At 74.1% G+C, this 21,481-nt stretch carries 20 protein-coding genes; 10 read left to right on the top strand and 10 right to left on the bottom strand.

The window, feature by feature from the left end; translation table 11 throughout:
• Positions 1-181: 181 nt before the first annotated feature.
• Positions 182-1,498, bottom strand: a complete 1,317-nt coding sequence (locus ACWDD9_RS21985) for a serine hydrolase domain-containing protein (protein ID WP_449812423.1) — start codon at positions 1,496-1,498, stop codon at positions 182-184.
• Positions 1,499-1,876: 378 nt separating this feature from the next.
• Between ACWDD9_RS21985 and ACWDD9_RS21980 the strand changes: the two genes are divergently transcribed.
• The 5 genes from ACWDD9_RS21980 (at position 1,877) to ACWDD9_RS21960 (ending at position 7,097) form a co-directional block, all read left to right on the top strand.
• Positions 1,877-2,677 carry a ferritin-like domain-containing protein gene (locus tag ACWDD9_RS21980; RefSeq protein ID WP_449812422.1) on the top strand — a complete coding sequence of 267 codons (801 nt, stop codon included), beginning with the start codon at positions 1,877-1,879 and terminating at the stop codon, positions 2,675-2,677.
• Positions 2,674-3,480 (top strand): ferritin-like domain-containing protein, encoded by an 807-nt coding sequence (locus tag ACWDD9_RS21975; RefSeq protein WP_375872966.1) that lies wholly within the window; start codon positions 2,674-2,676, stop codon positions 3,478-3,480. Before ACWDD9_RS21980 ends, ACWDD9_RS21975 begins: the two co-directional genes overlap by 4 nt.
• A gap of 197 nt (positions 3,481-3,677) precedes the next feature.
• A complete protein-coding gene (locus ACWDD9_RS21970) occupies positions 3,678-4,262 on the top strand; it encodes a sigma-70 family RNA polymerase sigma factor (protein WP_380739316.1) in 585 nt (194 codons plus the stop codon).
• On the top strand, positions 4,259-5,005 hold the full coding sequence (locus tag ACWDD9_RS21965; RefSeq protein ID WP_449812421.1) for an anti-sigma factor: 747 nt from the start codon (positions 4,259-4,261) through the stop codon (positions 5,003-5,005). The genes ACWDD9_RS21970 and ACWDD9_RS21965 overlap by 4 nt, the downstream gene beginning before the upstream one ends.
• A 289-nt stretch (positions 5,006-5,294) precedes the next feature.
• A complete protein-coding gene (locus tag ACWDD9_RS21960) occupies positions 5,295-7,097 on the top strand; it encodes a S8 family peptidase (RefSeq protein WP_449812487.1) in 1,803 nt (600 codons plus the stop codon).
• Between the two features lie 106 nt (positions 7,098-7,203).
• Here the strand turns inward: ACWDD9_RS21960 and ACWDD9_RS21955 are convergent, their stop codons facing one another.
• The 7 genes from ACWDD9_RS21955 to ACWDD9_RS21925 form a co-directional block, all read right to left on the bottom strand.
• Entirely contained in the window at positions 7,204-7,374 is a 171-nt protein-coding gene (locus tag ACWDD9_RS21955; RefSeq protein WP_181970411.1) for a hypothetical protein, read from the bottom strand.
• 346 nt (positions 7,375-7,720) lie between these two features.
• A complete protein-coding gene (locus ACWDD9_RS21950) occupies positions 7,721-8,812 on the bottom strand; it encodes a glycosyltransferase (RefSeq protein ID WP_449812420.1) in 1,092 nt (363 codons plus the stop codon).
• A gap of 4 nt (positions 8,813-8,816) precedes the next feature.
• The gene (moaA, locus tag ACWDD9_RS21945) at positions 8,817-9,851 is read right to left on the bottom strand and encodes a GTP 3',8-cyclase MoaA (RefSeq protein ID WP_049657070.1); all 1,035 of its coding nucleotides are present in this window, start codon (positions 9,849-9,851) and stop codon (positions 8,817-8,819) included.
• Entirely contained in the window at positions 9,832-11,025 is a 1,194-nt protein-coding gene (locus tag ACWDD9_RS21940; protein ID WP_449812419.1) for a deoxynucleoside kinase, read from the bottom strand. Before ACWDD9_RS21940 ends, moaA begins: the two co-directional genes overlap by 20 nt.
• Before the next feature lie 44 nt (positions 11,026-11,069).
• The gene (locus ACWDD9_RS21935; RefSeq protein ID WP_449812418.1) at positions 11,070-13,460 is read right to left on the bottom strand and encodes an MBL fold metallo-hydrolase; all 2,391 of its coding nucleotides are present in this window, start codon (positions 13,458-13,460) and stop codon (positions 11,070-11,072) included.
• Positions 13,445-14,044, bottom strand: a complete 600-nt coding sequence (locus ACWDD9_RS21930) for a non-canonical purine NTP pyrophosphatase (RefSeq protein WP_449812417.1) — start codon at positions 14,042-14,044, stop codon at positions 13,445-13,447. Before ACWDD9_RS21930 ends, ACWDD9_RS21935 begins: the two co-directional genes overlap by 16 nt.
• Positions 14,041-14,844, bottom strand: coding sequence for an SDR family oxidoreductase (locus ACWDD9_RS21925; RefSeq protein WP_449812416.1), 804 nt, complete (start codon positions 14,842-14,844; stop codon positions 14,041-14,043). The genes ACWDD9_RS21930 and ACWDD9_RS21925 overlap by 4 nt, the downstream gene beginning before the upstream one ends.
• A gap of 416 nt (positions 14,845-15,260) precedes the next feature.
• Here ACWDD9_RS21925 and ACWDD9_RS21920 point away from each other — a divergent pair, with 416 nt between their 5' ends.
• From ACWDD9_RS21920 to ACWDD9_RS21910, 3 genes are all read left to right on the top strand, one after another.
• The gene (locus ACWDD9_RS21920) at positions 15,261-16,064 is read left to right on the top strand and encodes a class I SAM-dependent methyltransferase (RefSeq protein ID WP_449812415.1); all 804 of its coding nucleotides are present in this window, start codon (positions 15,261-15,263) and stop codon (positions 16,062-16,064) included.
• Positions 16,065-16,533: 469 nt separating this feature from the next.
• On the top strand, positions 16,534-16,752 hold the full coding sequence (locus ACWDD9_RS21915; protein ID WP_049653036.1) for a ferredoxin: 219 nt from the start codon (positions 16,534-16,536) through the stop codon (positions 16,750-16,752).
• Between the two features lie 82 nt (positions 16,753-16,834).
• Positions 16,835-18,040: a cytochrome P450 gene (locus tag ACWDD9_RS21910; protein WP_449812414.1), complete on the top strand. Its 1,206-nt coding sequence runs from the start codon at positions 16,835-16,837 to the stop codon at positions 18,038-18,040.
• Positions 18,041-18,087: 47 nt separating this feature from the next.
• On the opposite strand, the gene ACWDD9_RS21905 is transcribed toward ACWDD9_RS21910, so the two are convergent.
• On the bottom strand, positions 18,088-18,732 hold the full coding sequence (locus ACWDD9_RS21905) for a sulfotransferase family protein (RefSeq protein ID WP_053112125.1): 645 nt from the start codon (positions 18,730-18,732) through the stop codon (positions 18,088-18,090).
• Positions 18,733-18,818: 86 nt separating this feature from the next.
• On the opposite strand from ACWDD9_RS21905, the gene cysC reads away from it, so the two are divergent.
• Both cysC and cysD read left to right on the top strand, forming a co-directional pair.
• Positions 18,819-19,397 (top strand): adenylyl-sulfate kinase, encoded by a 579-nt coding sequence (cysC, locus tag ACWDD9_RS21900; protein ID WP_049653039.1) that lies wholly within the window; start codon positions 18,819-18,821, stop codon positions 19,395-19,397.
• Positions 19,394-20,332, top strand: coding sequence for a sulfate adenylyltransferase subunit CysD (cysD, locus tag ACWDD9_RS21895; RefSeq protein ID WP_049653051.1), 939 nt, complete (start codon positions 19,394-19,396; stop codon positions 20,330-20,332). Before cysC ends, cysD begins: the two co-directional genes overlap by 4 nt.
• A 103-nt stretch (positions 20,333-20,435) precedes the next feature.
• Here cysD and ACWDD9_RS21890 read toward each other — a convergent pair whose 3' ends face one another.
• Entirely contained in the window at positions 20,436-21,425 is a 990-nt protein-coding gene (locus tag ACWDD9_RS21890) for an aldo/keto reductase (RefSeq protein WP_449812413.1), read from the bottom strand.
• Positions 21,426-21,481 lie beyond the last annotated feature (56 nt).

Genomic DNA, 21,481 nt, shown 5'->3' with positions numbered 1-21,481 from the left:
AGTGCTCCGGCACGAGGGCCGACCGATCCCTCCGGCGCCACCGCCTGCCGCTCCCGGATTAGGGGGACGACGGGCTTCGAGCGCCGGCATCGGACCAGGATGCCCCATCGTTGTCTATGCGAGTAGACCCCGGGCTGTGAATTTCGCGTGACCGGGAGCGGCCTTCAGTGCGTCGAAACGCTCAGGCGAGCGGTCCGGCGGAGTACGGTGTCGCGGCGGCGTCGGACGGGAGGATCGACGGCGAGGAGGCCGACGGGCCGCCGCCGCAAGTGCCCGCGGAGTACAGGGCGTTGGAGGTCCTCAGCATCGCGGCATGGTCCGACAGGTCGTACCGGTTGATCGAGGTGGCGAACTGCCGCTTGCCGGTGACCTCGCCGACCAGCAGGGTGTTGTAGCCGGGGATGCCGCCGTCGTGTCCCCAGAACTCGCCGCAGGGCGTGGACAGCCGCTGGAGCCCGAGGCCGTAGCCGGCGGCCGCGTTCGGGCCGCTGGTGTCCTTCATCGCGGCGAGTTCGGCCGGGCCGAGCAGCTGCCCGCCGAGCAGGGCGGCGATGAAGCGGGTGAGGTCCGCGGTGGTGGAGATGCCCGCCCCGGCGGCGGACGCCATCGACGGGTTGAGCAGCGTCACGTCGGCGGGGCCGGTGGGGAGCTTGTAGTAGCCGTGCGCGTGGGAGCCGGGGATGAAGGGCGAGTAGAGGGGCATCGAGGTGCCCGTCAGGCCCAGCGGCCGGATGATGCGGCGGTCCACCTCCTGCCCCCAACTGCGCCCGGTGAGGCGCTCGATGATCATGCTGATGAGCACGTAGTCGGTGTTGGAGTAGTGCCAGCCCTGACCGGGGGCGAAGTACGGCGGGTACGTGTTGGCGATGTCCACGAGCTGCTGCGGCCGGTAGGACGTCCAGCGCCCACCCGCCAGCCACTGCCGCAGTGTCTCCTCGTTGCTCGCGTCGAACGCCGGGTCCTCGGTGAAGTCGTGGATGCCGCTGGTGTGGTTGAGCAGTTGGCGCACGGTGATGCCGGCGCCGTTCGGGACCACACCCGGCAGGCGGCTCTCGACGGAGTCGTCGAGGCCGATCCGGTGTTCCGCGACCAGTTGGAGGACCACCGTCGCGACGAAGGTCTTGGTGACGCTGCCGATCCGGAACCGGCCGTCCGGATCGGCGGGCGCACCGGTGGCCAGGTCGGCCACGCCGGCCGCACCCTTCCAGACCGTGGAGCCGTTCTCCCGGACGCGGGCCAGTGTCGCCGCCGCACCGCCCTCCCGCACCATGGCCCGGACCGCCGCGTCCAGGGCCGCCCCGTCCGCCGTCCGCTCACCGCCCGCCGTCACCCGGTGGGGCGCCGCCGGGCTGTCCGCCGCGCCGGCGGCCGGGGCCAAGGCCGCCAGCAGGCCCGCGCCTGCGAGCGCGACGATCGCCGACCGCCCGACCGGGCGCCGCCACCGTCGACCCTTCGAGCCGAGTCTCCCGCGCCTCGGATCCGCCGTCCCGTCCGCCATGCCGTCCTCCCGAAGTCGACCGACGGATGCGATCAACACCCGTCACAACAAAGACAGTTGACAGAATGTCAGTCAGCAGCGTTACGAGGCGTCCACCTCAGGTCCGGAGCGTCTCCGCCCAGGGATCCATCTTCCCGCCCGGAGGACTCCACCTCAGGTCGAAGGCCGCCCCCGACGGATCCCTGAGGCCTCGGTGGATCGAGTGGCCGGCAGCCGGGATAGGGGCTGGCGCACGCCGTCCACCTCGCCCTGGTGGTTCACCCTCACGGGTGAACTACGGGCCCATCCGGCCCTGTGACCAAGCCGGGGCCGGGGAGGCGCCGAAGGCCGGGAGGAAGCGGTCCGGCATTCGGCCGGGCCGACGAGCCGAGACGGGACATGATGGCCAGCGAGCACATCGACACCCGGCTGCTGGAAGAACTCGCCGAGCAGTCAGAGGACTTGAACAGTGACGCGCTGCGGGTCACCCGCACCGCGCTGACCGACTTCGAGCAGGGCGCCGAGCCCGCGCGCCGCTGGTGGCAGCGTGGCACGGCGCTCGCGGGCCTGGCGGGAGCGGTCGGCCTGGCCGGCCTGACCCGGGCGGCGGCCTCCCCGTCGGCGACGGCCTCCGGGGACGACATCCGGGCGCTGCAGACCGCCGCGTCGATCGAGAACCTGGCCGTGGCCGTCTACCGGGCCGCCGCGGGCCTGCCGTTCATCAAGGACGGCAACCGGACGGTGGCCGCGTTCATCGCCAGGACCACCGAGCAGCACCAGGCCCACGCCAAGGCCTTCAACACCGCCGCGACCTCCGCCGGTGGCAAGGCGCAGAACGACCCCGACCCGAAGTACAAGGCCGTCGTCGACCAGGCGCTGCCCACCCTCAGGACCCCGGCGGACGTGGTGAAGCTCGCCATCACCCTGGAGGACGTCGCCGCGCAGACCTACACCAGGAACGTCGGCCAGGTGGGTAGCGCGGACCTGCGCAGGCTGTTCGCCTCCGTCGCCCCGGTCGAGGCCCAGCACCGCGCCGTCCTGCTGGCCGTGCAGGCGCTGCTGGCGGGCGACGCCGCCGACCTGGTGACCATTCCGGTCGACCCGGCGAAGCTGCCCGCCGCGGCCGGAAGCGTGGGTTTCCCCGATGCCTTCCAGACGACCGAGAACGCCTCCCCGATCGCCGAAGGGGCCGTGAAGTGACTGCCGACCGTACCTGGGAGCCCGCCGTCGGCGAGGCCGAACTCACCCGTCTGACCCGGGAGATGAACGAAGCCCACCGGGCCACCCTCCCGGCCATGCGGGCGACCGCCCGCGAGCTGGTCGCGGACATCCGCGCCACCAGGCGGGTCGACGTGGGCCGCCGCCGCTTCCTGCTCGGCGCGGGCGGGGCCGCCGCCGGCCTCGTCCTGACCGCGTGCTCCAGCAGCCGGAGCCGCACCAACCCCGTCCCCGGCGGCGGCGCCTCCACCACGCCGGCTTCGGCCCGGGCGTCCGGGAGGTACACCGGCGATCTGAAGGTGGTGGCCCTGGCCACCGCGCTGGAGAACCAGGCCGTCGGTGCCTACCAGGCCGCACTCGACGCCGCGAAGGCCGGCAGGCTCGGTGCCGTCCCCCCGGCGGTGGCGACGTTCGTGACCGCCGCGATGGCCCAGCACGCCGACCACGCCAAGGCCTGGAACGCCGTCCTCACCGGTGCCGGCCTGCCCGCGATCACCGACGTGCCGCTCTCCAACCAGCCGGAGACGCTGGCCGCGCTGGGCAAGGCCGCCTCCGTCGGCGACGTTGCCGAGCTCGCCCTCCGACTGGAGGACCAGGCGGCCCAGACGTACCTCTTCGCGGCCTACAACGTCGCCAGCCCCGCCGGCATCGCCACCGCTGCCGGTATCGCCCCCGTCGAGGCCATGCACGCCGCGATCCTCAACTTCGTGCTCGGCCGGTACCCCGTTCCGGACGACTTCCTGCCCACCGACAAGGCCGCCGCGCCCACCCTGCTCACCGTCTGACCCCCCAGCAGGCGCGCGCCCGGCGATCCGGACCGACACCCCCCCGGCGGGCGCGCGCCCCATCCCGACCGGTGCCGATCGACCGGTCCTGCCCGCCGCTCGGCCCAGGAGGCCCTCATGCATTGCTACCGTTCGCACGGCAGGCCCGGACGGTCGCAGCCGGCCGGATCCGACAACGGCCGCGGAGGGAGGCGGGGGTGAGCGCCGTCGTGTACCTTCCCGCTCCCCGCTTCCGCGGCCCGGATCTGAAGGAACTGGTCGCCAGGACGGCGTTCGGCGACCAGGAGGCGTTCGCCCGGCTGTACGACGCGGTGGCCGGCCCGGTGCTGGGCCTCGTGCTGCGGGTGCTGCGGGATCCGTCGCAGTCGGAGGAGGTCACCCAGGAGGTGATGTTCGAGCTGTGGCGCACCGCGGACCGGTACGAGCCGCAGCGCGGAGAGGTGATGGCCTGGGTGCTGACGGTGGCCCACCGACGAGCGGTGGACCGGGTCCGGGCCGCGCAGGCCGCCACCGAGCGGGACCAGAGGGCGGCCGCCCGGGCGCGTGTTCCCGCGTTCGACGAGGTCGTCGAGCAGGTCGAGGGCCGGCTGGAGCGCGAGCAGGTCCGCCGATGCCTGCGGTCGCTGACGGAACTGCAGCGTGAATCGGTCACCCTGGCGTACTACCGGGGGCACACCTACCCCGAGGTCGCCCAGCTGTTGGGCATCCCGCTCGGCACCGTCAAGACCCGGATGCGGGACGGCCTGATCCGCCTGCGCGACTGCCTGGGAGTGGGATCATGAATGCGGTACCCGATGCGCACACCCTCACCGGTGCGTACGCGGCGGACGCGTTGCCGGACGGGGACCGCGTCGCGTTCGAGCGCCACCTCGCCCAGTGCCCGGCCTGCGCGCGGGAGGTCTCCGAGTTCCAGGTGACCCTGGCGCGGCTCGGGGCCGCCGAATCGGTGGAGCCGCCGCAGGAGCTCAAGGCGCGGGTGATGCGGGGCATCGGCCACGTCCGCCAGCTCCGGTCGACGGCCGGGCCCGCGGCGGCGCGACCGCGGTACACGTCGAGCCTGGCATGGCAGTGGCCCAGGGTGCTCCTGGCGGCGTGCCTGGCCCTGGCTGCGGGGGCCGGTGCCATCGCGGTGCGACAGCACGGTGAGGCGGGCCGGGCCCAGGCCCAGGCGAGCCGGCTGCGCGACCAGCAGGCGGCCGTCGCGAGCCTGCTGTCCGCTCCGGATGTGCGCACCTCCACTGCGGTCTCCGGCCCGGCCGCCGCCACGGTCGTGTGGTCGGCCGGCCGCGGGCAGGCCGCGTTCCTCGTCACCGGCATGCCCGTCCCGCCGCGGGGGCGTGCCTACGAGCTGTGGTTCGACGATGGCGGCACGATGAGGCCGGCCGGCCTGCTGCGGGCCGGCGACGGGCAGTTGCTGCTCACCGGGAGCATCGGCGGCGCCGGCGGGGTCGGCGTGACCGAGGAACCGTCCGGCGGATCGGACCACCCCACCGGGCGGCCCCTCATGATGCTGCCGCTCGTCTGACGCCCCGGCGGGAGGATTCCCGCGAGGTCAGGAAAACGGCGGCGGCGATCAGCCTGGTGCACGTCGTGGGCGGGGCGGCGGGTGCCGGAGGCCCCATGACATCAAAACGTAACGCTTCCGTGGAAAGTCGCCGGGCGTAAAGTCTTCCCCAACTCCTGCTAAATCTGGCATGTTTCCCTCAATTCCCGTGCGATCCCCCTCACGCACGGTCTGAATCGGAGGATACGTGTCACCCCTGATATCCCGGCGGCTCGGCCGCCCGGCCGCAGCCCTCGCCGTGCTCTCGGCCATGGCGCTCGCCACCCCCACCGCGTTCGCGACCGCCGCCACCACGACCACCACCCCCACCGTCCCCGGCGCCGTCTCCGCGCCCGCGGCACAAGCGCCCGCGGCACAAGCGCCCGCCGCCCAGGCCCCCGCCGTTCCCGCCGCCGCGGGCAGCGCGGCGGGCTGGGCCGCCGGCACCCGTGCCTACCTGGTGATCAGCGCCCCCGCCGACATCGCCGCCGCCAAGGCCGCCGTCGCCGCCAAGGGCGGTACGGTCTTCTCGAGTTACGACCAGATCGGTGTCATCGTCGCCCACTCCACCAGCGCCGGCTTCGCCGCCGCGCTGCGCACCGTCACCGGCATCCAGCAGGTCGGCGCGACCCGCACCTCCGACGTGCCGGCCGACGCCTACAGCCCGGCGCTGCCCGCCAACCCGGCGCAGGCGGCCACCACGCTCACCGAGTCCAACCGCTGGGACATGACGCAGATCAAGGCCGACCAGGCCTGGAGCGTCAGCACCGGCTCGCCGTCCGTCAAGGTCGGCGTGCTCGACACCGGCGTGGACGACCAGCACCAGGACCTCGCGCCGAACTTCGACGCCGCCGACTCGGTCTCCTGCGCCTACGGCAAGCCCGACGCCCGCACCGGCGCCTGGCGGGACGTGGACACCCACGGCACCCACGTCGCCGGCACCATCGCGGCCGCGAAGAACGGCAAGGGCGTCATCGGTGTCGCACCGGGCGTGAAGATCGCCTCGGTCCGGATCGCCGAGCCGACCAGCACCCTGTTCTACGCCGAGAACACCGTCTGCGGCTTCGTCTGGGCCGGCGACCACGGCTTCAAGGTCACCAACAACAGCTACTACACCGACCCCTGGCAGTTCAACTGCCCGAACGACCTCGACCAGGCGGCCATCATCGAGGGCGTCAAGCGCGCCCAGGAGTACGCCGAGGGCAAGGGCTCGCTGCAGGTCGCGGCGGCCGGCAACGCCAACTACGACCTGGCCAACAAGACCACCGACACCGAGAGCCCGAACGACTCCACCAAGGTCACCCGGACGATCAGCAACGCCTGCATCGACATCCCCACCGAACTCCCCGGCGTGGTGACCGTCGCGGCCACGGGCAGCGGCAGCGGCAAGGCCTCCTACTCCAACTTCGGCCGGGGCGTCATCGACGTCGCGGCGCCCGGCGGTGACGGTGCCACCGGCGTCTACTCGACCCTGCCCGGCGGCAAGTACGGCACCAAGAACGGCACTTCGATGGCGTCCCCGCACGTCACCGGGGTGGCCGCGCTGATCGCGAGCAGCAACCCCTCGCTCACCCCGGCGGACATCCGGGCCCGGCTGGCGAGCCAGGCCAACGACCTGGCCTGCCCCGCCTCCGACAGCCGCTGCACCGGCACCACCGCCGACAACTCCTTCTTCGGCGAGGGCCAGGTCGACGCGCTGAAGGCGGTCGGCGGCGCCACCCAGCCCACCGGCACGTACTTCGAGAACACCGCCGACGTGGCGATCCCCGACAACACCACGGTGGAGAGCCCGATCACCGTCACCGGTGTCACCGGCAACGCCCCGGCGACGCTCAAGGTCGGCGTGGACATCAAGCACACCTACCGCGGCGACCTCGTTATCTCCCTGGTCGCGCCCGACGGCACGGTCTACCTCCTGGAGGACTTCCCGAACAGCGACAGCACCGACAACGTCGCCAAGACCTACACCGTCAACGCCTCCGCGAGCGCGGCGAACGGCACCTGGAAGCTCCGGGTGAAGGACGGCGCCTCCGGCGACACCGGCACGATCGACGCCTGGAACCTCACCTTCTGATCCCGCGGTTCGGCCCGGCCGGCCGACGCCCGAGCGCGTCGGTCGGCCGGGAGCGTGCGCAGGCCGCCGACCACCACCGGGGCGGGCGGCTCACCAGGCCCTGCTCCTATCTGCCGTCCTCGTCGGCCTCGTCGGCGTCGGGCGCCAGGCCGACCTCCTCGCGGTCCTCCTCGGTGCGCTCCTCGAGCTCGGCCTCGTCGGGGCGTCGCGGCAGGCCGCGGCCGTGGCCGGTGTCGGGGTCGCCCTCGACGTCCTTGTTCGACTTGTGGTGCGACATGGTTCCTCCTGGGCCGGACGGCCCGCGGGCGGGTTCGCTGTTCTTCCCCCTCCTATCACCGCCCCTGGTCCGGCAGTCCGCAAGTCGGCTGGTAGGCCCGCGGCCGAAGGGCGGGACCGGTAGCCGGTGCGGAACCGGGTCAGCCCCAGAACTCCCGCAGGGCGGCGTTGACGGCGGCGGGTCCCTGGGCGTGCGGCCGCCGGCCCGGTCGCGGTCGTCCCACACGGTCACGTGCACGGCTGCCACGGGGCATCCTCCCGAAGCCGAGGAAGATCAACTCCACTGAGGGCAGGATTCGGTGGTCAGCTCGACATCGACCGTGTCGAGCGGGGGCGGTGTCCGGGCGTCACGGTGCCCCCGCGCCGCTGCCGCGGGAGGTGGCGGCGACCAGGTCGCGGGCGATCCGGGCGGCGCCGTCCGCCTGTCGGGCGGGGGTGGCGGCCGGCCGGGCCCGGGTGCCGGACGGGCCGTTCAGGGCTTCGGCCAGGGCCCGGGCGATGGCGTGCTCCTCGGCGTCGGCGACCACCACGTTCGGGCTGTCGGCGGCCTTCAGGTGGACGCGCTGGTCGTCGAAGTCGCGGATGCCGGGGACGGCCACCACCGGCACGCCGGAACGGACCAGTTCCTGCACGGTGTTGTACCCGGCGTGGGTGATCGCGGCGTCGGCGTGCCGGTACACGTCGTACGACGGCCCCAGGTACGGGCGGACCCGCACCGGCCCGGGCAGGCCGGGTGGCACGAGGACGGCTCCGTCGAAGTGCGGGCCGGTGAGCACCAGAACGTCGACGCCGGCGGGGCGTCCGCGCGTGAACGCGCGGATGCCGTGCAGCGCGGCCGTGAGGAATCCGGGCGCGTCGTCGTGCCCGCCGCCGCCGGCCACCACCGCGACCCGGAGGGCGCGGGTGTCCTCGGGCCAGGGCGACCGGTCGTCGAGCAGCGGTCGGACGACGTGGGGCACCCCCAGCACACGCACCCCGTGGACGGTCTCCTCCGGTCCGGGCTCGCCCAGCAGGTAGATCGTGCCGATGGCGGGCGTGTGGCGGGAGACCCAGTGGGGCGGGTCCGGGCGGTTGCGCTGGAAGCGGTGCACCAGGAACTGGGGGCAGCCCAGCCGGGCGGCCTGGTCGTACAGTTCCCGCTGCACCGTCACGTCGTGCAGCACCACGTCGTCCGGCCGCAGCACCCAGGCGACCATGGCCCGGGCGAGACCGTGGTCCACCGCGGGGCCGGTCCCGTGCAGTGGCTCGCCGACCAGGCTGTCGGCGTCGGTGGGCAGGACGGTCTGGGCGAAGCCGTAGTCCTCGATCAGCCGTTGGGGCCGTTCGGTCAGCAGCAGGGAGTCCCGGCCCAGCCCGCGCAGTTCGCGGTGGACGGCGATCTGGCGGGAGACGTGGCCCAGCCCCCGGCCCCAGGTGAAGGAGACCACACGGCCGTTCACGGCTTCAGCCGCCGATCATCGACATGCTGCGGTCGGGCCGGACGAAGTCGGGGTGGTTGATCTTGTGTCCGGGCCACTTGTGCCAGAGCGCCTCGCGGACCAGCCGTTCCAGTTCGGCGTCGTCGGCACCGGAGCGGAGCGCGGTGCGCAGGTCGGTCTCCTCCAGCGCGAACAGGCAGACGCGGAAGGCTCCTTCGGCCGTGGTCCGCATGCGGTTGCAGCTGTCGCAGAAGGGCTTCGTCACCGAGGGGATGAAGCCCAGGACCCCCGGGGCCCCGTCGGCGAAGCGGAAGGAGGTGGCCGGCTGCGGCGCGTCCTGGACGACGGGGGCGAGGTCGTAGGCCGCGGAGACCGCCGCCAGCGTCTCGGCGGCCGGGACGACCTTCTCCCGCTCCCAGGTCCGCTCCGCGTCCAGCGGCATGTACTCGATGAAGCGCACGTCGTAGCCGCCTTCCCGCGCCAGGCGGGCGAAGTCGACGGCCTCGTCCTCGTTGCTGCCGCGGATCACCACACAGTTGATCTTGATCGGGTCGAATCCGGCCTCGCGGGCCGCCTCCAGCCCCGCGGTCACCTTGTCGAAGGCGTCCCGACGGGTCATCTCGGCGTAGCGGTGCCTCATCAGGGAGTCGCAGGACACCGTGATCCTGCGCAGCCCCGCCTCCCGCAGGGGCCGGGCCAGGCGGTCCAGCAGCAGCCCGTTGGTGGTGATGGAGACGTCCACCCCCTCCAGCGCGCACACCCGGGCCACGATCTCGGGCAGTTCCCGGCGGACGGTCGGCTCCCCGCCGGTGATCTTGAAGTCGCGCACCCCGAGGGAGTGGAAGAGCCGGGCGAGCCGGTCGATCTCGTCGACGGTGAGGAGCTCCTCCTTCTCCAGCCAGGGCAGCCCCTCGGCCGGCATGCAGTAGGTGCACCGCAGATTGCACTTATCGATCACGGAGATCCGGAGGTCGCCGCCGACCCGGCCGAACGTGTCGATGAGCGGGCCGCCGGTCGGAGCGGGTCCCGGATTGCGCCAGTCAGCCTTGGGCTTGGTCATGTCGGTCGGTCCTTCGGTCGGCGGAGCCGGTGCGCACGGGGAGCAGCTCCTCGAAGCGCGCCAGCACCTGGTCGGGGTTCAGCTCGGAGGTGTCGAGGTGGTGGACGGGGATCCGCGGGGCGAGCTCCTCGGCCACGTCCTCGAAGCACTGGGCCACCAGGGACACGTAGGAGCTGGTGAACGAGCGCTCCAGGACGCGGTCGCGGCGGCGCAGCCGGCGCATCAGCACGTCGGTACGGGCGGTCAGGTGGACCACCGCCTCGGGCGGCGGCAGTGCGGAGGTGATCAGGTGGTGGTAGCGGTAGTACGTCTCGTACTGCTGGGCGCTCAGGGCGCCGCTCAGCCGGAGCGCCTTGGCGTAGGCCAGCGAGCTGTGCACGTCCTGGTCCATGACGCCGCTCTCGCCGGTGCGGAGGTTCTGCAGGACCCGCAGCAGCAGGGTCTCCATCTGGCAGAAGAACCCCGAGGCGTCGTCCCCGCGCAGGTAGCGGGTCAGGTAGTTGTCCGGGCCCGGGCCCCGGTCCCGGCGCACCGGGACGACGTCCCGCACGTGCTCGGTGTCCGGGGCGCGGGCGGTGTGCCGCTTCAGCAGGGTGCTCTTGCCGACGGCGGGCGGGCCGATGACCACCACGCGGGCCGCTCCGTCCCTGCGCCACAGCGCGGGGACCGGATCGATCAGCCGCCGCGCCTCGTCCTCGATCTCGGCCACGGCACGGATCCCGCCGTCGTCCGCGGCGTCGCCGGGGCGGTGCCGCAGCAACTCGCCGACGCAGTACGCGGATGCCGCGTCGAGTCCAAGGCCCTCCCCGGTACCGGACTGCGGCGGGCTCCAGCGCAGGTCCGGGCCGGGTGCGGTACGCCGGGAGGCGCCCGCGTACCGGTGGACGAACACCCGCAGGTCGTGGGGCGCTTCCCCGTGGGGGCCGGGCGGGAGGTGGAGTTCGGTGAGGTAGCGCAGCCGGGCCGCGGCCACGCGCTGGCGGCAGGCGTGGCGGGCCACGGCCGCGGCGGTCTCCCGAGCGGTGCTGCCCGGCGGCACGACGGCCCAGGGCAGGCCGGGCCGCTCGTCGGCCGACCGCGGTTCGGTGAGCAGGACCCGGTCCTGCCCGTCGAGGATGACGCACGCGGCGCGGAGGTGGTCCGGGCGGTGCCGGGGCGGTAGTTCGGAGAGCATCACGGTCCTTGAGGTCGGTCGGAAGCGGCCGGGGGCGGTCGGGGTCAGCCGGTGCCGGCCGGTGGCGGCCCGGTCCTCGGGTACGCCCGGCGGGCCAGTTCCGCGAGGGCGAGCAGGGCGACCCGCTCCGCGAAGGCGACCGGGTCCACGGCCCGTCCGGCCTTCCGTACGGTCTCCCGGGGCGGCAGCAGCCAGGAGAACCGCACGTCACCGCCGAGCAGTGCGTGCAGGACGGCGTCCGGTGGCGCCGACGGGCGGGACAGCGCCGCCCGCACGCGGAAGTCGGGCTGTTCCACTGCCGGGTCCTCCGGCCCGGGGGCGGCCTCGACCAGACCGTGGAGCCGGCACCCGGGCGACTCCTGGAGGACCAGGGCCCGCCGGCCGTCGGACGGCCCCTCCAGCGGGGGCACGCCGAGCCACCAGCAGCGCTCGGCTCCGCCGGTCACGGCGGGGTCGGGACCGACCGGGCCGAGCAGTTCGCCGTCCCAGCCCCGGCGGGCCAGGTCGGCCCGGAGCCGCTCGGCCGAGACGGGGAACAGCGAGGCCGCACGCCACCGGGGCACCCGCACCCCCGGGGGAAGCGCCGTCGCCACCCGCCACCGGCGGACGGGAGAGTGCTCGATGTTCGCCAGCAACCGCCGGTAGGAGGAGTCCGGGAACCGCACCCCGCCACCGAGGTGGGGTTGGGCGTCCAGCAGGCTCGTCAGCACGAGCAGCCCCACGCCGTCGTCCGGCCCGGGCTCGGGCGCGGGCCACTCGCCGCGCCCGAGCACACCGAGGTAGTGCGTACGACCGGCGTCGGTGAAGGTCCCGGACGCGGCGGACGGGTCCTCGCCCCGCGCCAGGCAGCGGGCGACGCGCGGCCAGAACCGGGGCGGCTGCTCCCCGGCCCGCGACTGAGGCCGGACGACCGGGGGAAGGGTACGGGCCGGCGGCGCGGAGGGCGGAAGCACCGGAAGCACCGAAGGCACCGGACGGTCCGGGAGCCGGGCGTCGAGCTCGTGGTCCAGTTCCACCAGTGCCGAACCGAGCCGGGCGCGCAGCAGGATCGCGAACAGCCCGATGCCCGACAGCATCACCGCCCCGGTGGCGGGGACCGGGTCATGACGGCTGGTGACAACGGCGGGGCCGGCGTCGGGATCGGCCGCCGGCCCGGGCCGCACCTCGCGCAGCCGCCCGCCGTACTGCGCCGCGGAGTAGCCCAGGCGCCCGTCGAGCAGGTCGTCCAGATCCCGGACGGAGACCGCCAGTTCGACGTCCGGCACGCTCTCCGGCGGCAGGGCGGACAGCGTGCCCTCGACGCCCAGCCGTACGGTCCGCTCCGCGAGCGGCTCCGCGCCGGCGCCCACCGTGACGAAGCGGTACGCGGTGGCGCGGAGCCGGCCCCGGGCGGCCGTGGCGAGCTCGGGCAGGCCGGGCACCGTCACCCGGCCGGAGGGGGCGTCAGCCCCGGGAAGCCCCGGGAGCCCGGGGAACAGCCGGTCCAGTGCGGCCGCTCCGCTGTGGCCGTCCGGCGCGCTCCGGCCGTCCCCGGCGGCGGGACCGGGGCCCGCGGCCAGCCGGCCGATCCAGCTTCCCGGACGGTAGCTGCGGTCGCGCGGCTCGTCGGTGGCCCGCACCCACTCCGCGGCGGCCTCCTCCCACCGCACGGTCCCTCCCGTCACGGTGAGCCGGTCTCCCGGGCCGGGGCGCAGCACCCGGCGGTCCGGGTCGTCCGCGCGCAGCGCCCGGTCGACCAGCCGGGGCGGTACGGGAAACTTGTGCCCGTTGAGCCAGGCCGCTTCGCCCAGCCCGTACTGCCCCTCCGGCAGCGGGACCACGTGTGCGGGGCGGACCTGTGCCATCAGCGCCGTCAGCGGGTCGGACCAGTCCGGGTCCACTCCGGGTGGGACGCCCTCCACACTGCGGGTCTCCTCGATCGGCTGGCAGGGAGCCAGCAGGACGTCCGGCGGTGGTCCGTCGGCGAGCAGCCGCCGCACCCACGCGGGCGTGACCAGGCTGTCGACCATGTGCCAGACGAAGGCGTCCCGGGTGCGGACCGAGAGCCCGTGCTCGGGGACCGCCATCGTCGAGGGCGTCCAGGTCAGTTCGACGCCCCGGCGGGGGCTGAACGCCGTCCAGTCGCGCACCACGACGGTGTCGCGGAAGCCCAGCCGGCGGAGGGCGTGCGCGATCCTCGGGTCGTCGGGGTGCAGGACCGGCAGCGCCCGGTCGAGCCGGGCCAGGGAGGCGAGGTCGAAGTGGTCGCGGTGGGAGTGGGAGATCCACACCGCGTCGGGCCGGGGCAGCGCGTGCGGCAGGACGCGTCGAGCGGGGGCGAAGCCGAGGAGGCCGCCGCGGTAGCTGTCGTGCAGGTGGGGGTCGCAGAGCAGGGTGAAGGCGTCCGCCCGGATCAGGACCGTCGCGTGTCCGCCGAGCTCTAGCGCGACCGGCATGCCGCGCTCTTCAGGGAGGCGGCCAGGCCGCGGAACGCCCGCCCCCGGCAGTACAGCCGGGCCTTCTCGTCCGCGGTCATCTGGCCGAGCGTGCGTCCGTCGCCGTCGTCGGGCACGAACACGGCGTCGTAGCCGAACCCGCGGTCGCCGAGCGGGCGTTCGGTGATCCGGCCCCGGGCGACCCCTTCGCTGACCACCCGCCGTCCGTCCGGGTAGCAGAGCAGCGCCACGGTGCGCACCCGGGCTCCCCGGCCCGGGGCGGCGACACCCGCCATCTCGGCGAGCACCTTGGCCACGTTCGCGGCGTCGCCCGCGCCCTCGCCGGCGTAGCGGGCCGAGAACAGCCCGGGAGCGCGCCCGAGGGCGTCCACCTCCATCACGGTGTCGTCGGCCACCGCGGGCAGGCGGGTCGCGAGGGCCACCGCGGAGGCCTTGAGGTAGGCGTTCTCCTCGACCGTCGTCCCGTCCTCGACGGTCTCGGGAAGCCACCCGGGCCGGGGCAGCAACTCCAGGACCCCGTGGAGCAGTTCGACGATCTCGGCGGCCTTGCGGGGATTGCCGGTCGCCAGTACGGCGTGCATCATGCGGGCGTCCCGTCCACGTGCCGGGAAGGGGCCCGGTCGTCCCTGCGCCCCGGCAGCACCTCGGGTTCCGACCTGCTGTGGCCCATCGCCAGGTAGCCGCCGTCGACCGGCAGGTCGGCGCCGGTGATGAACGACGCGCCGGGCCCGCAGAGGAACAGCACGACGGCCGCGACCTCCTCCGGCTGCCCCACCCGCCGCAGGATGTGGTGGTCGCCGAGCAGGGGCCCCCAGCGCGCCCGGTCGCCGCCGGTCATCCGGTCGGTCTCCGGGGTCCAGATCAGGCCCGGCGAGACGCTGTTGACCCGGATGCCGTCGTCCGCCAGGTCGAGCGCCTGGCAGCGGGTCAGCGCGAGCAGCGCCCCCTTGCCGGCGCTGTACGTCCACTGGCGGGGCTGGGCGATGTGCCCCGAGACGGACGCGACGTTGACCACCGAAGCCCCTCCCGCCTTGCGCAGCAGAGGGGCCAGCGCCGACGTCATCATCGCGCTGCCCTTGACGTTCACGCCCAGGCTCCGGTCCCAGTCCGCGGGGCCGGCGCCCTCGCCGAGGGCCAGGAAGCTCGCCGCGCAGTTGACCAGCGACCGGACCGGCAGCGCCGTCCCCTCGGCCGCCCGCGCGGCCTCCAGGCAGTCCGCGTGCCGCGAGATGTCGCCCACCACCACGGAGGCCGTCGGGCCGAGTTCTCCGGCGACCCGGTGCAGCCCGTCGGAGTCCCGGTCCACCAGGACGGCGTGGGCTCCCGCGCCGACGAAGGCGTGGGCGACGGCGCGACCGATGCCCGACGCGCTTCCGGTGATCACACAGGTCGTGTCCGCGAGGCCCGGACGAGGAGCGGAACGCGGCTTCGCGGGGTCGGGGTGAGGGTGGGGCGCCATGTCCCGCCTCCTCGGCTTGGAGCGACGGCGATCAGTCGTCGGACGAACCACCTACCTGTGACTTATGGTGCACGTGGCGATACGCACCGCAACCCAGCACCCCCGCCTTCCCAGCCCGCCCCGCCCGCCGCCTGTCGGAGGAACGCCCGTGCACCCGCCCGTGACGACCGGATTCCCGGTGCCTCCCGAGGATCGCCGGCCCCCACCGAACGCCGGCCGGACGCGAGCCCATTGGGAGGCCGCCGCCGACCGCCTGCCGGAAGCCCTGCCGCCCCTCACCCGCCCGGACGGGGCGGCGGTGAACCCGCCCGGCACGCCCCGGCCGGTCGTCGGAGGTCCGGATGTCCTCCCCGGGTGAGCTCTTCGCCTCCGGCGCGTCGCACTACGCCCGCTACCAGCCGCGGTACCCGCGGGAGCTCTTCGACTTCCTCGCCGAGGCCTTCGGGCTGGACGGGACCCAGACGGCCCTCGACCTCGGATGCGGGCCAGGCATCCTCGCCCTCCCGCTGTCCCGGCTGGTCGCCCGCGTCATCGCGGTGGACCCGGAACCGGGCATGCTCGAAGAAGGCCGGTCGATCGCCGAACGGCAGGGCGTCGACACCATCCGGTGGAGGCGGGGAGACTCCTCGGACCTGCGCGCGCTGGGCCTTCCCCCGCTGGACCTCTGCGTCATGGGCAGGTCGTTCCACTGGATGTCCCGCGAGCAGGTCCTCGCCGACCTCGACGGCCTCGTCAACCCTGAGGGCGGCGTGGTCATCGTGGCCACGGAACCGGCCGGGACGGCGTGGTCGCGCGCCGTGGACGAGGTGCGGGAGGCGTACCGCACGCTCCCCGGCGGCGGAGACGACGGCTCCCGCCCGGAACAGGAGGAGTCGAACCGCGAGATCCTCCGCCGCTCCCCCTTCCCCCGCGTCACGGCCGCGCACTGGACGTACCGCATCGACCGCACCCTCGACGAGGTCATCGGCCTCCAGTTCTCGCACTCCTCCTTCACCCCTGCCCGGCTCGGCGGCCGGAAGGACGCCTTCGAACGGGACCTGCGGGCGGCGCTGACCGGCATCAGTTCGGGCGGCCGCTTCGAACAGACCGTCCGTACCGAGGCGTTGACCGCGACGCGGCGGCATCGAGGACTCCGCCCCGGGTAGGTTCTGTCATGAGCGGAGCCGTACGACCAGTGCGGTGCCGCCCGGGAGACCGGGCGGGACGCCCGGACGGTGCCGGTCCGGCCGGAACCGGTCGTCGAGGTCGCCTTCGACGGCCTCCGGCGCGGCCCCCGCCACCCCGCCGGGCCGGCCCGGCGGTTCGCCCGGGCGGTGCGCTACCGGACGGACAGGAGCGCCGCCGAGGCCGATACAGTGGCCTCCGTGCGGGAGTTGGCCACCGCCGAAGGCTTGTGATGCCGTCCGCGCGGCCGGGTCCGCCGACCCCTCCGATGAAGTACCACGGGTTGAACGCATTGTGCGGCCATGGGGGTTCACGCACAGGGGCCGATTCAGCCGTTCTCGGTCCGGCCACCGTACCCGTCCGTAAGCGGACCGGCGACGGCTAGTTTGACCGTGACAACGAGAGGCGGCCGCCGGGCAGCCGGCGCCGCCCTGGCGAAAGGTGCCCGACATGCAGGTGAGCGTCGACCGGGACCGTTGCTGCAGCTCCGGCATGTGCGTGACGAACGCCCCCGCGGTCTTCGACCAGGACGAACGGGACAGTCTGGTGAGGCTCCGTCAGACCGTCCTGCTGCCCGAGCAGTTCGACGACGTCAGACTCGCCTCCGAGCTCTGCCCGGGCCGGGCGATCACCGTCACCGGGGACGAGCCCGCGCGGACCGGGGCCTGACGGACCCCCGCCGCAGGCCGCCGGGAACCCTCCCGGGCCCCGAACCCCACGAGAACACCCGCGACGTGAGGAGACCCCCGCCGTGACCACCGCACCCACCACCCCCGTCCTCCCACTGCCGGCCCGGCACTCCGGCGGCTGCCCGTTCGGCCCGCCGCCCGCGTACCCCGAGGCCGCCGCCACCGGGCCGGTGACCAGGGCCGTGCTGCCCGACGGCGACCTCTGCTGGCTGGTCACCGGCATCGCCGAGGTCCGCACCGTGCTGTCCGACCGCCGGTTCAGTGCCGACATTCGCCACCCGACCTTCCCGCTGCTGATCGCCGGCGCTCGCGAGCTGATCACCGACAATCCGGACTTCCTGCGGCTCGACGACCCCGAGCACGCCCGCCAGCGCCGCATGCTCACCGGGGAGTTCCTGGTCAAGCGGGTGGAGGCGCTGCGCCCGGAGATCCAGCGGATCGTGGACGAGGCACTGGACCGGATGACCGCGGGCCGGACCACGGCCGACCTGGTCACCGACTTCGCGCTGCCGGTGCCCTCGCTGGTGATCTGCCTGCTGCTCGGCGTGCCGTACGAGGACCACGACCGCTTCCAGCGCCTGAGCCGCACGATGCTCAACCGGGAGAGCACCGTGGAGCAGCTCCGGGAGGCCCAGGAGGAGGTCCATGACTACCTGCGCGACCTGACGGCCCGCAAGCGCGCACAGCCGGAGGACGACGTCCTCAGCCGACTCGCGGCGCGGGACGACCTGACCCCGGTCGACGTGGCCGCCATGGGCGTGCTGCTGCTGGTCGCCGGGCACGAGACGACCGCGAACATGATCGCGCTGTCGACCGCGCTGCTGCTGGACCACCCCGAGCAGATCCCCGGCCTGGCCGACCCGGCCACCTTGCCGGGCGCGGTGGAGGAGCTGTTGCGGCTGTTGACCATCGTGCACACCGGCCTGCCCCGGGTGGCGCTGGAGGACGTGGAGCTGGGCGGCGTCACCGTCCGGGCCGGGGAGGGCGTGATGGCGATGCTCTCTACCGCCAACCGGGACGAGGCGGCGTTCGGCGGCGCCGGCCACCGGGCGACGGACGAGCTGGACGTGTACCGGGACGCCCGGCGGCACCTGGCGTTCGGCTTCGGCGTGCACCAGTGCCTGGGCCAGCCGCTGGCCCGCGCCGAACTCCAGATCGCCCTGGAGACGCTGTTCCGCCGGCTGCCCGGGCTGCGGCCGGCCGGCGAGCGCGAGTTCCGTACCGAGTCGTTCATCTACGGGATGCGGTCACTGCCCGTGACCTGGTGAGCGGGGCCGAGGGAGAACCCTCACCGGAGTACCGGCCGGATCCCTGGCTAGTTGAGGTGGGGGAACGGCTCGTCCGGGACCGGCACGCCGAGGAAGGGGGCGAGCCGTTCGTACCCCTCGCCCCCGACGACGTCGAGGACGAGCAGGTCGCCGGCCCGGTCCGCGAAGTACCGGGCCACCTCGGCGACATGCCGCCGGTACACCCCGCGGAACCGCTCCGCGTGGAACGCGTGGCAGCCGTACACCGCGGCCCGCAGGAAGCGCTGGAGGTCGCTTTCGAGACGGACGTCCCGGCCGTCGCCCCGGTCCGGCAGCGGTCGTTCCCAGTGCGTCCGGCAGGACCGCAGCCAGCTCTCCTCCTCGCGGACGGTCAGTACGAACCTGCTGCCCGGCCAGGCGAGGTCGAGGTCCTGGTAGTACGGCACGACGGTGATGTCGGTGAGGCCGTCGTGCGATTCGAGCAGCGGGAACCGCGCGCTGCCGGCCAGCAGCGTCCGGTAGGTGGCCCCGTCGACCGGGTAGTGGACGACGTCGAACCCCAGGACGCCCAGGGCCGCGGTCAGGGAGCGCGTGCCCGTGCGCGTCAGACCGAGGCCGAAGACCTTCGGCGGGCGCGGGCGGCCGCCGTCGCGCTCGGACGGGACCGGCTGGAAGCGCTCGGAGGGGACCGGCTGGAAGGAGGATGCGCTCACATGGGAACCCAACGACGCGGAGCCCCGCGGGGGTACGGAGCCGCCCGGCATCGTGTCGTCACGGCGCCGGCCTCGTTCTAGCGGGTGTGAACGATCCGTCCCGCCCCGTCGCCTCCCGCGAGGGCCTCCCCGGGGCCACGGTCTGGCTGACCGGCCTGCCCAGCGCCGGCAAGTCGACGATCGCGTGGGCCCTCGCCGCGCAACTGCGGGCCGAGGCCCGCCGGATCGAGGTGCTGGACGGGGACGAGATGCGCGGCCTGCTCTCGGCCGGCCTCGGCTTCTCCCGCGCCGACCGGGACACCAACGTCCAACGGGTGGGCCTGGTGGCCGAGTTGCTCGCCCGCAACGGCGTCCTCACGCTGGTGCCGGTCATCGCCCCGTACGAGCAGGCCCGCGAGGCGGTGCGCAGGCGGCACGAGAAGTCGGGGACGGCGTACCTGGAGGTCCATGTCGCGGCGCCGGTCGAGGTCTGCGCCCGGCGCGACGTCAAGGGCCTCTACGCGCGGCAGCGCGAGGGGCTGCTCACCGGCCTGACCGGGGTGGACGACCCGTACGAGGAACCGGAGCGGCCGGACCTGAGGCTCGACACGGACCGGCAGAGCGAGGCCGAGTCGGTCAGGGCGCTGCGCGCGCTCCTGACCGACCGGGGACTGTGCGCGCCGTGACGGCCGGCGGCGCTCCGCCCGACGGACCGGGCACGGGCCCGCCCGGCCTCTCCCAGCTCGACCTGCTGGAGTCGGACGCCGTGCAGATCATCCGGGAGGCGGTGGGCGAGTGCGGGCGGCCCGTGCTGCTCTTCTCCGGCGGCAAGGACTCCATCGTCCTGCTGCACCTGGCGCGCAAGGCGTTCGGCCCCGGGCCGCTGCCCTTCCCGCTGCTCCACGTCGACACCGGGCACAACTTCCCGGAGGTCCTCGCCCACCGGGACAGCCTGGTCGCCGCCCACGGGCTGCGCCTGCACGTCGTCTCCGTCCAGGAGTTCATCGACGACGGGCGGTTGCGGGAGCGGCCCGACGGCAGCCGCAACGTGCTGCAGAGCGTCCCGCTGACGGCCGCGATCGAGCGGCACGGGTTCGACGCGGTGTTCGGCGGGGCCCGCCGGGACGAGGACCGGGCCCGGGCCAAGGAGCGGGTGTTCTCGATCCGCGACGGGTCCGGCGGCTGGGACCCGGGGCGCCAGCGCCCCGAGCTCTGGCGGCTCTACAACGCCCGGTGCGGCCCCGGCGAACACGTCCGGGTCTTCCCGCTGTCCGACTGGACCGAGCTCGACGTCTGGCAGTACATCGAGCGCGAGGGCATCGGCCTCCCCGCGCTCTACTACGCCCACCTCCGGGACGTGTTCGCCCGCGCGGGCATGTGGCTCACCCCCGGTGGCTGGGGCGGCCCGGGGGAGGGCGAGCGGCTGGAGACCCGGCTGGTCCGCTACCGCACGGTCGGCGACATGTCCTGCACCGGAGCCGTCGAATCGGACGCGACGACCCCGGCCCAGGTCATCGCGGAACTCGCGGCCTGCCGTTCGACGGAGCGCGGCGCCACCCGTGCGGACGACCGGCTCTCCGAGGCGGCGATGGAGGACCGCAAGCGGGAGGGGTACTTCTGACGCACGCCCGCCGCCGCCCCCGGGCCCGGAGGTCCGGGGGGAGCGGCAGTCGCGCCCCTGGTCGTCGCCGGGCTCCGGGTCCGGCGACGGGAGCGGCGGTCGTTCAGCGGTTGACCGCCCGCATCCCGTCCTCGTCGTAGCGCTCGCCCGCGACCGCGGGCAGCTCGGCCTCGATGCGGGCCAGGTCCTCGGCGGTCAGCTCGACGTCGACCGCGCCCGCGTTCTGCTCCAGGTAGCTGCGGCGCTTGGTGCCCGGGATCGGCACCAGGTGCTCGCCGCGGGCCAGGACCCAGGCGATCGCCAGCTGGGCCGGGGTGACCTGCTTCTCCGCGGCGATCTCCTTCACCTTCCCGGCGAGCCGGAGGTTGGCCGCCAGGTTGGCCTCGGTGAAGCGCGGGTTGGTGCGGCGGAAGTCGTCCTTGTCGAGCTCGTCCGGGGAGCTGAAGCGGCCCGCGAGGAAGCCGCGGCCGAGCGGGGAGTACGGCACGAAACCGATCCCGAGCTCCCGGCAGGTGGGGAGGACCTCGGCCTCCACGTCTCGTGTCCAGAGCGAGTACTCGCTCTGGACGGCGGTGACCGGGTGAACGGCGTTGGCGCGGCGGATGGTCTCGGCGCTCGCCTCGCTCAGTCCGATGTACCGGACCTTCCCCTCGGCGACCAGTTCGCCGAGCGCGCCGACGGTCTCCTCGATGGGCACCTCCGGGTCGACCCGGTGCTGGTAGTACAGGTCGATGCGGTCGGTGCCGAGCCGCGCGAGCGAACCGTGGACGGAACCGCGGACGTGCTCGGCCGAGCCGTCCTGGCGGCCCACGGTCGACATGTCGCCCGGAACGGCGCCGTCCATGCGGTAGTTGAACTTTGTGGCGATCACGTACTCGTCACGGTGTCCCCGGACGGCCTCGCCGACCAGGGACTCGTTGGTGAGCGGCCCGTAGACCTGCGCCGTGTCGAGGAACGTGATGCCGAGGTCCAGGGCGTGCCGGATGGTCGCGACGGCCTCGTCCTGGTCGGCGGTGCCGTAGAAGGCGGACATCCCCATGCAGCCGAGGCCGATGGCCGACACCTGGAGGTCCCGCAGACTGCGCTGTTGCATGTGACGTGCCAGCCCTTCGTCCCGATCTTCCCGCGGCCCGACGCCTTCCGGCGCCC

The organism is Kitasatospora sp. NPDC001119, from assembly GCF_053598475.1.
The sequence above is the reverse complement of the archived record's forward strand: the minus strand, read 5'-3'. Positions and strand labels throughout refer to the sequence as shown.

Coding starts and splice junctions, on each gene's coding strand:
- ACWDD9_RS21985 (WP_449812423.1), bottom strand. CDS start 1,498: ATGGCGGACGGGACGGCGGATCCGAGGCGCGGGAGACTCGGCTCGAAG.
- ACWDD9_RS21980 (WP_449812422.1), top strand. CDS start 1,877: ATGATGGCCAGCGAGCACATCGACACCCGGCTGCTGGAAGAACTCGCC.
- ACWDD9_RS21965 (WP_449812421.1), top strand. CDS start 4,259: ATGAATGCGGTACCCGATGCGCACACCCTCACCGGTGCGTACGCGGCG.
- ACWDD9_RS21960 (WP_449812487.1), top strand. CDS start 5,295: ATGGCGCTCGCCACCCCCACCGCGTTCGCGACCGCCGCCACCACGACC.
- ACWDD9_RS21955 (WP_181970411.1), bottom strand. CDS start 7,374: ATGTCGCACCACAAGTCGAACAAGGACGTCGAGGGCGACCCCGACACC.
- moaA (WP_049657070.1), bottom strand. CDS start 9,851: ATGACCAAGCCCAAGGCTGACTGGCGCAATCCGGGACCCGCTCCGACC.
- ACWDD9_RS21940 (WP_449812419.1), bottom strand. CDS start 11,025: ATGCTCTCCGAACTACCGCCCCGGCACCGCCCGGACCACCTCCGCGCC.
- ACWDD9_RS21935 (WP_449812418.1), bottom strand. CDS start 13,460: ATGCCGGTCGCGCTAGAGCTCGGCGGACACGCGACGGTCCTGATCCGG.
- ACWDD9_RS21930 (WP_449812417.1), bottom strand. CDS start 14,044: ATGATGCACGCCGTACTGGCGACCGGCAATCCCCGCAAGGCCGCCGAG.
- ACWDD9_RS21920 (WP_449812415.1), top strand. CDS start 15,261: ATGTCCTCCCCGGGTGAGCTCTTCGCCTCCGGCGCGTCGCACTACGCC.
- ACWDD9_RS21915 (WP_049653036.1), top strand. CDS start 16,534: ATGCAGGTGAGCGTCGACCGGGACCGTTGCTGCAGCTCCGGCATGTGC.
- ACWDD9_RS21890 (WP_449812413.1), bottom strand. CDS start 21,425: ATGCAACAGCGCAGTCTGCGGGACCTCCAGGTGTCGGCCATCGGCCTC.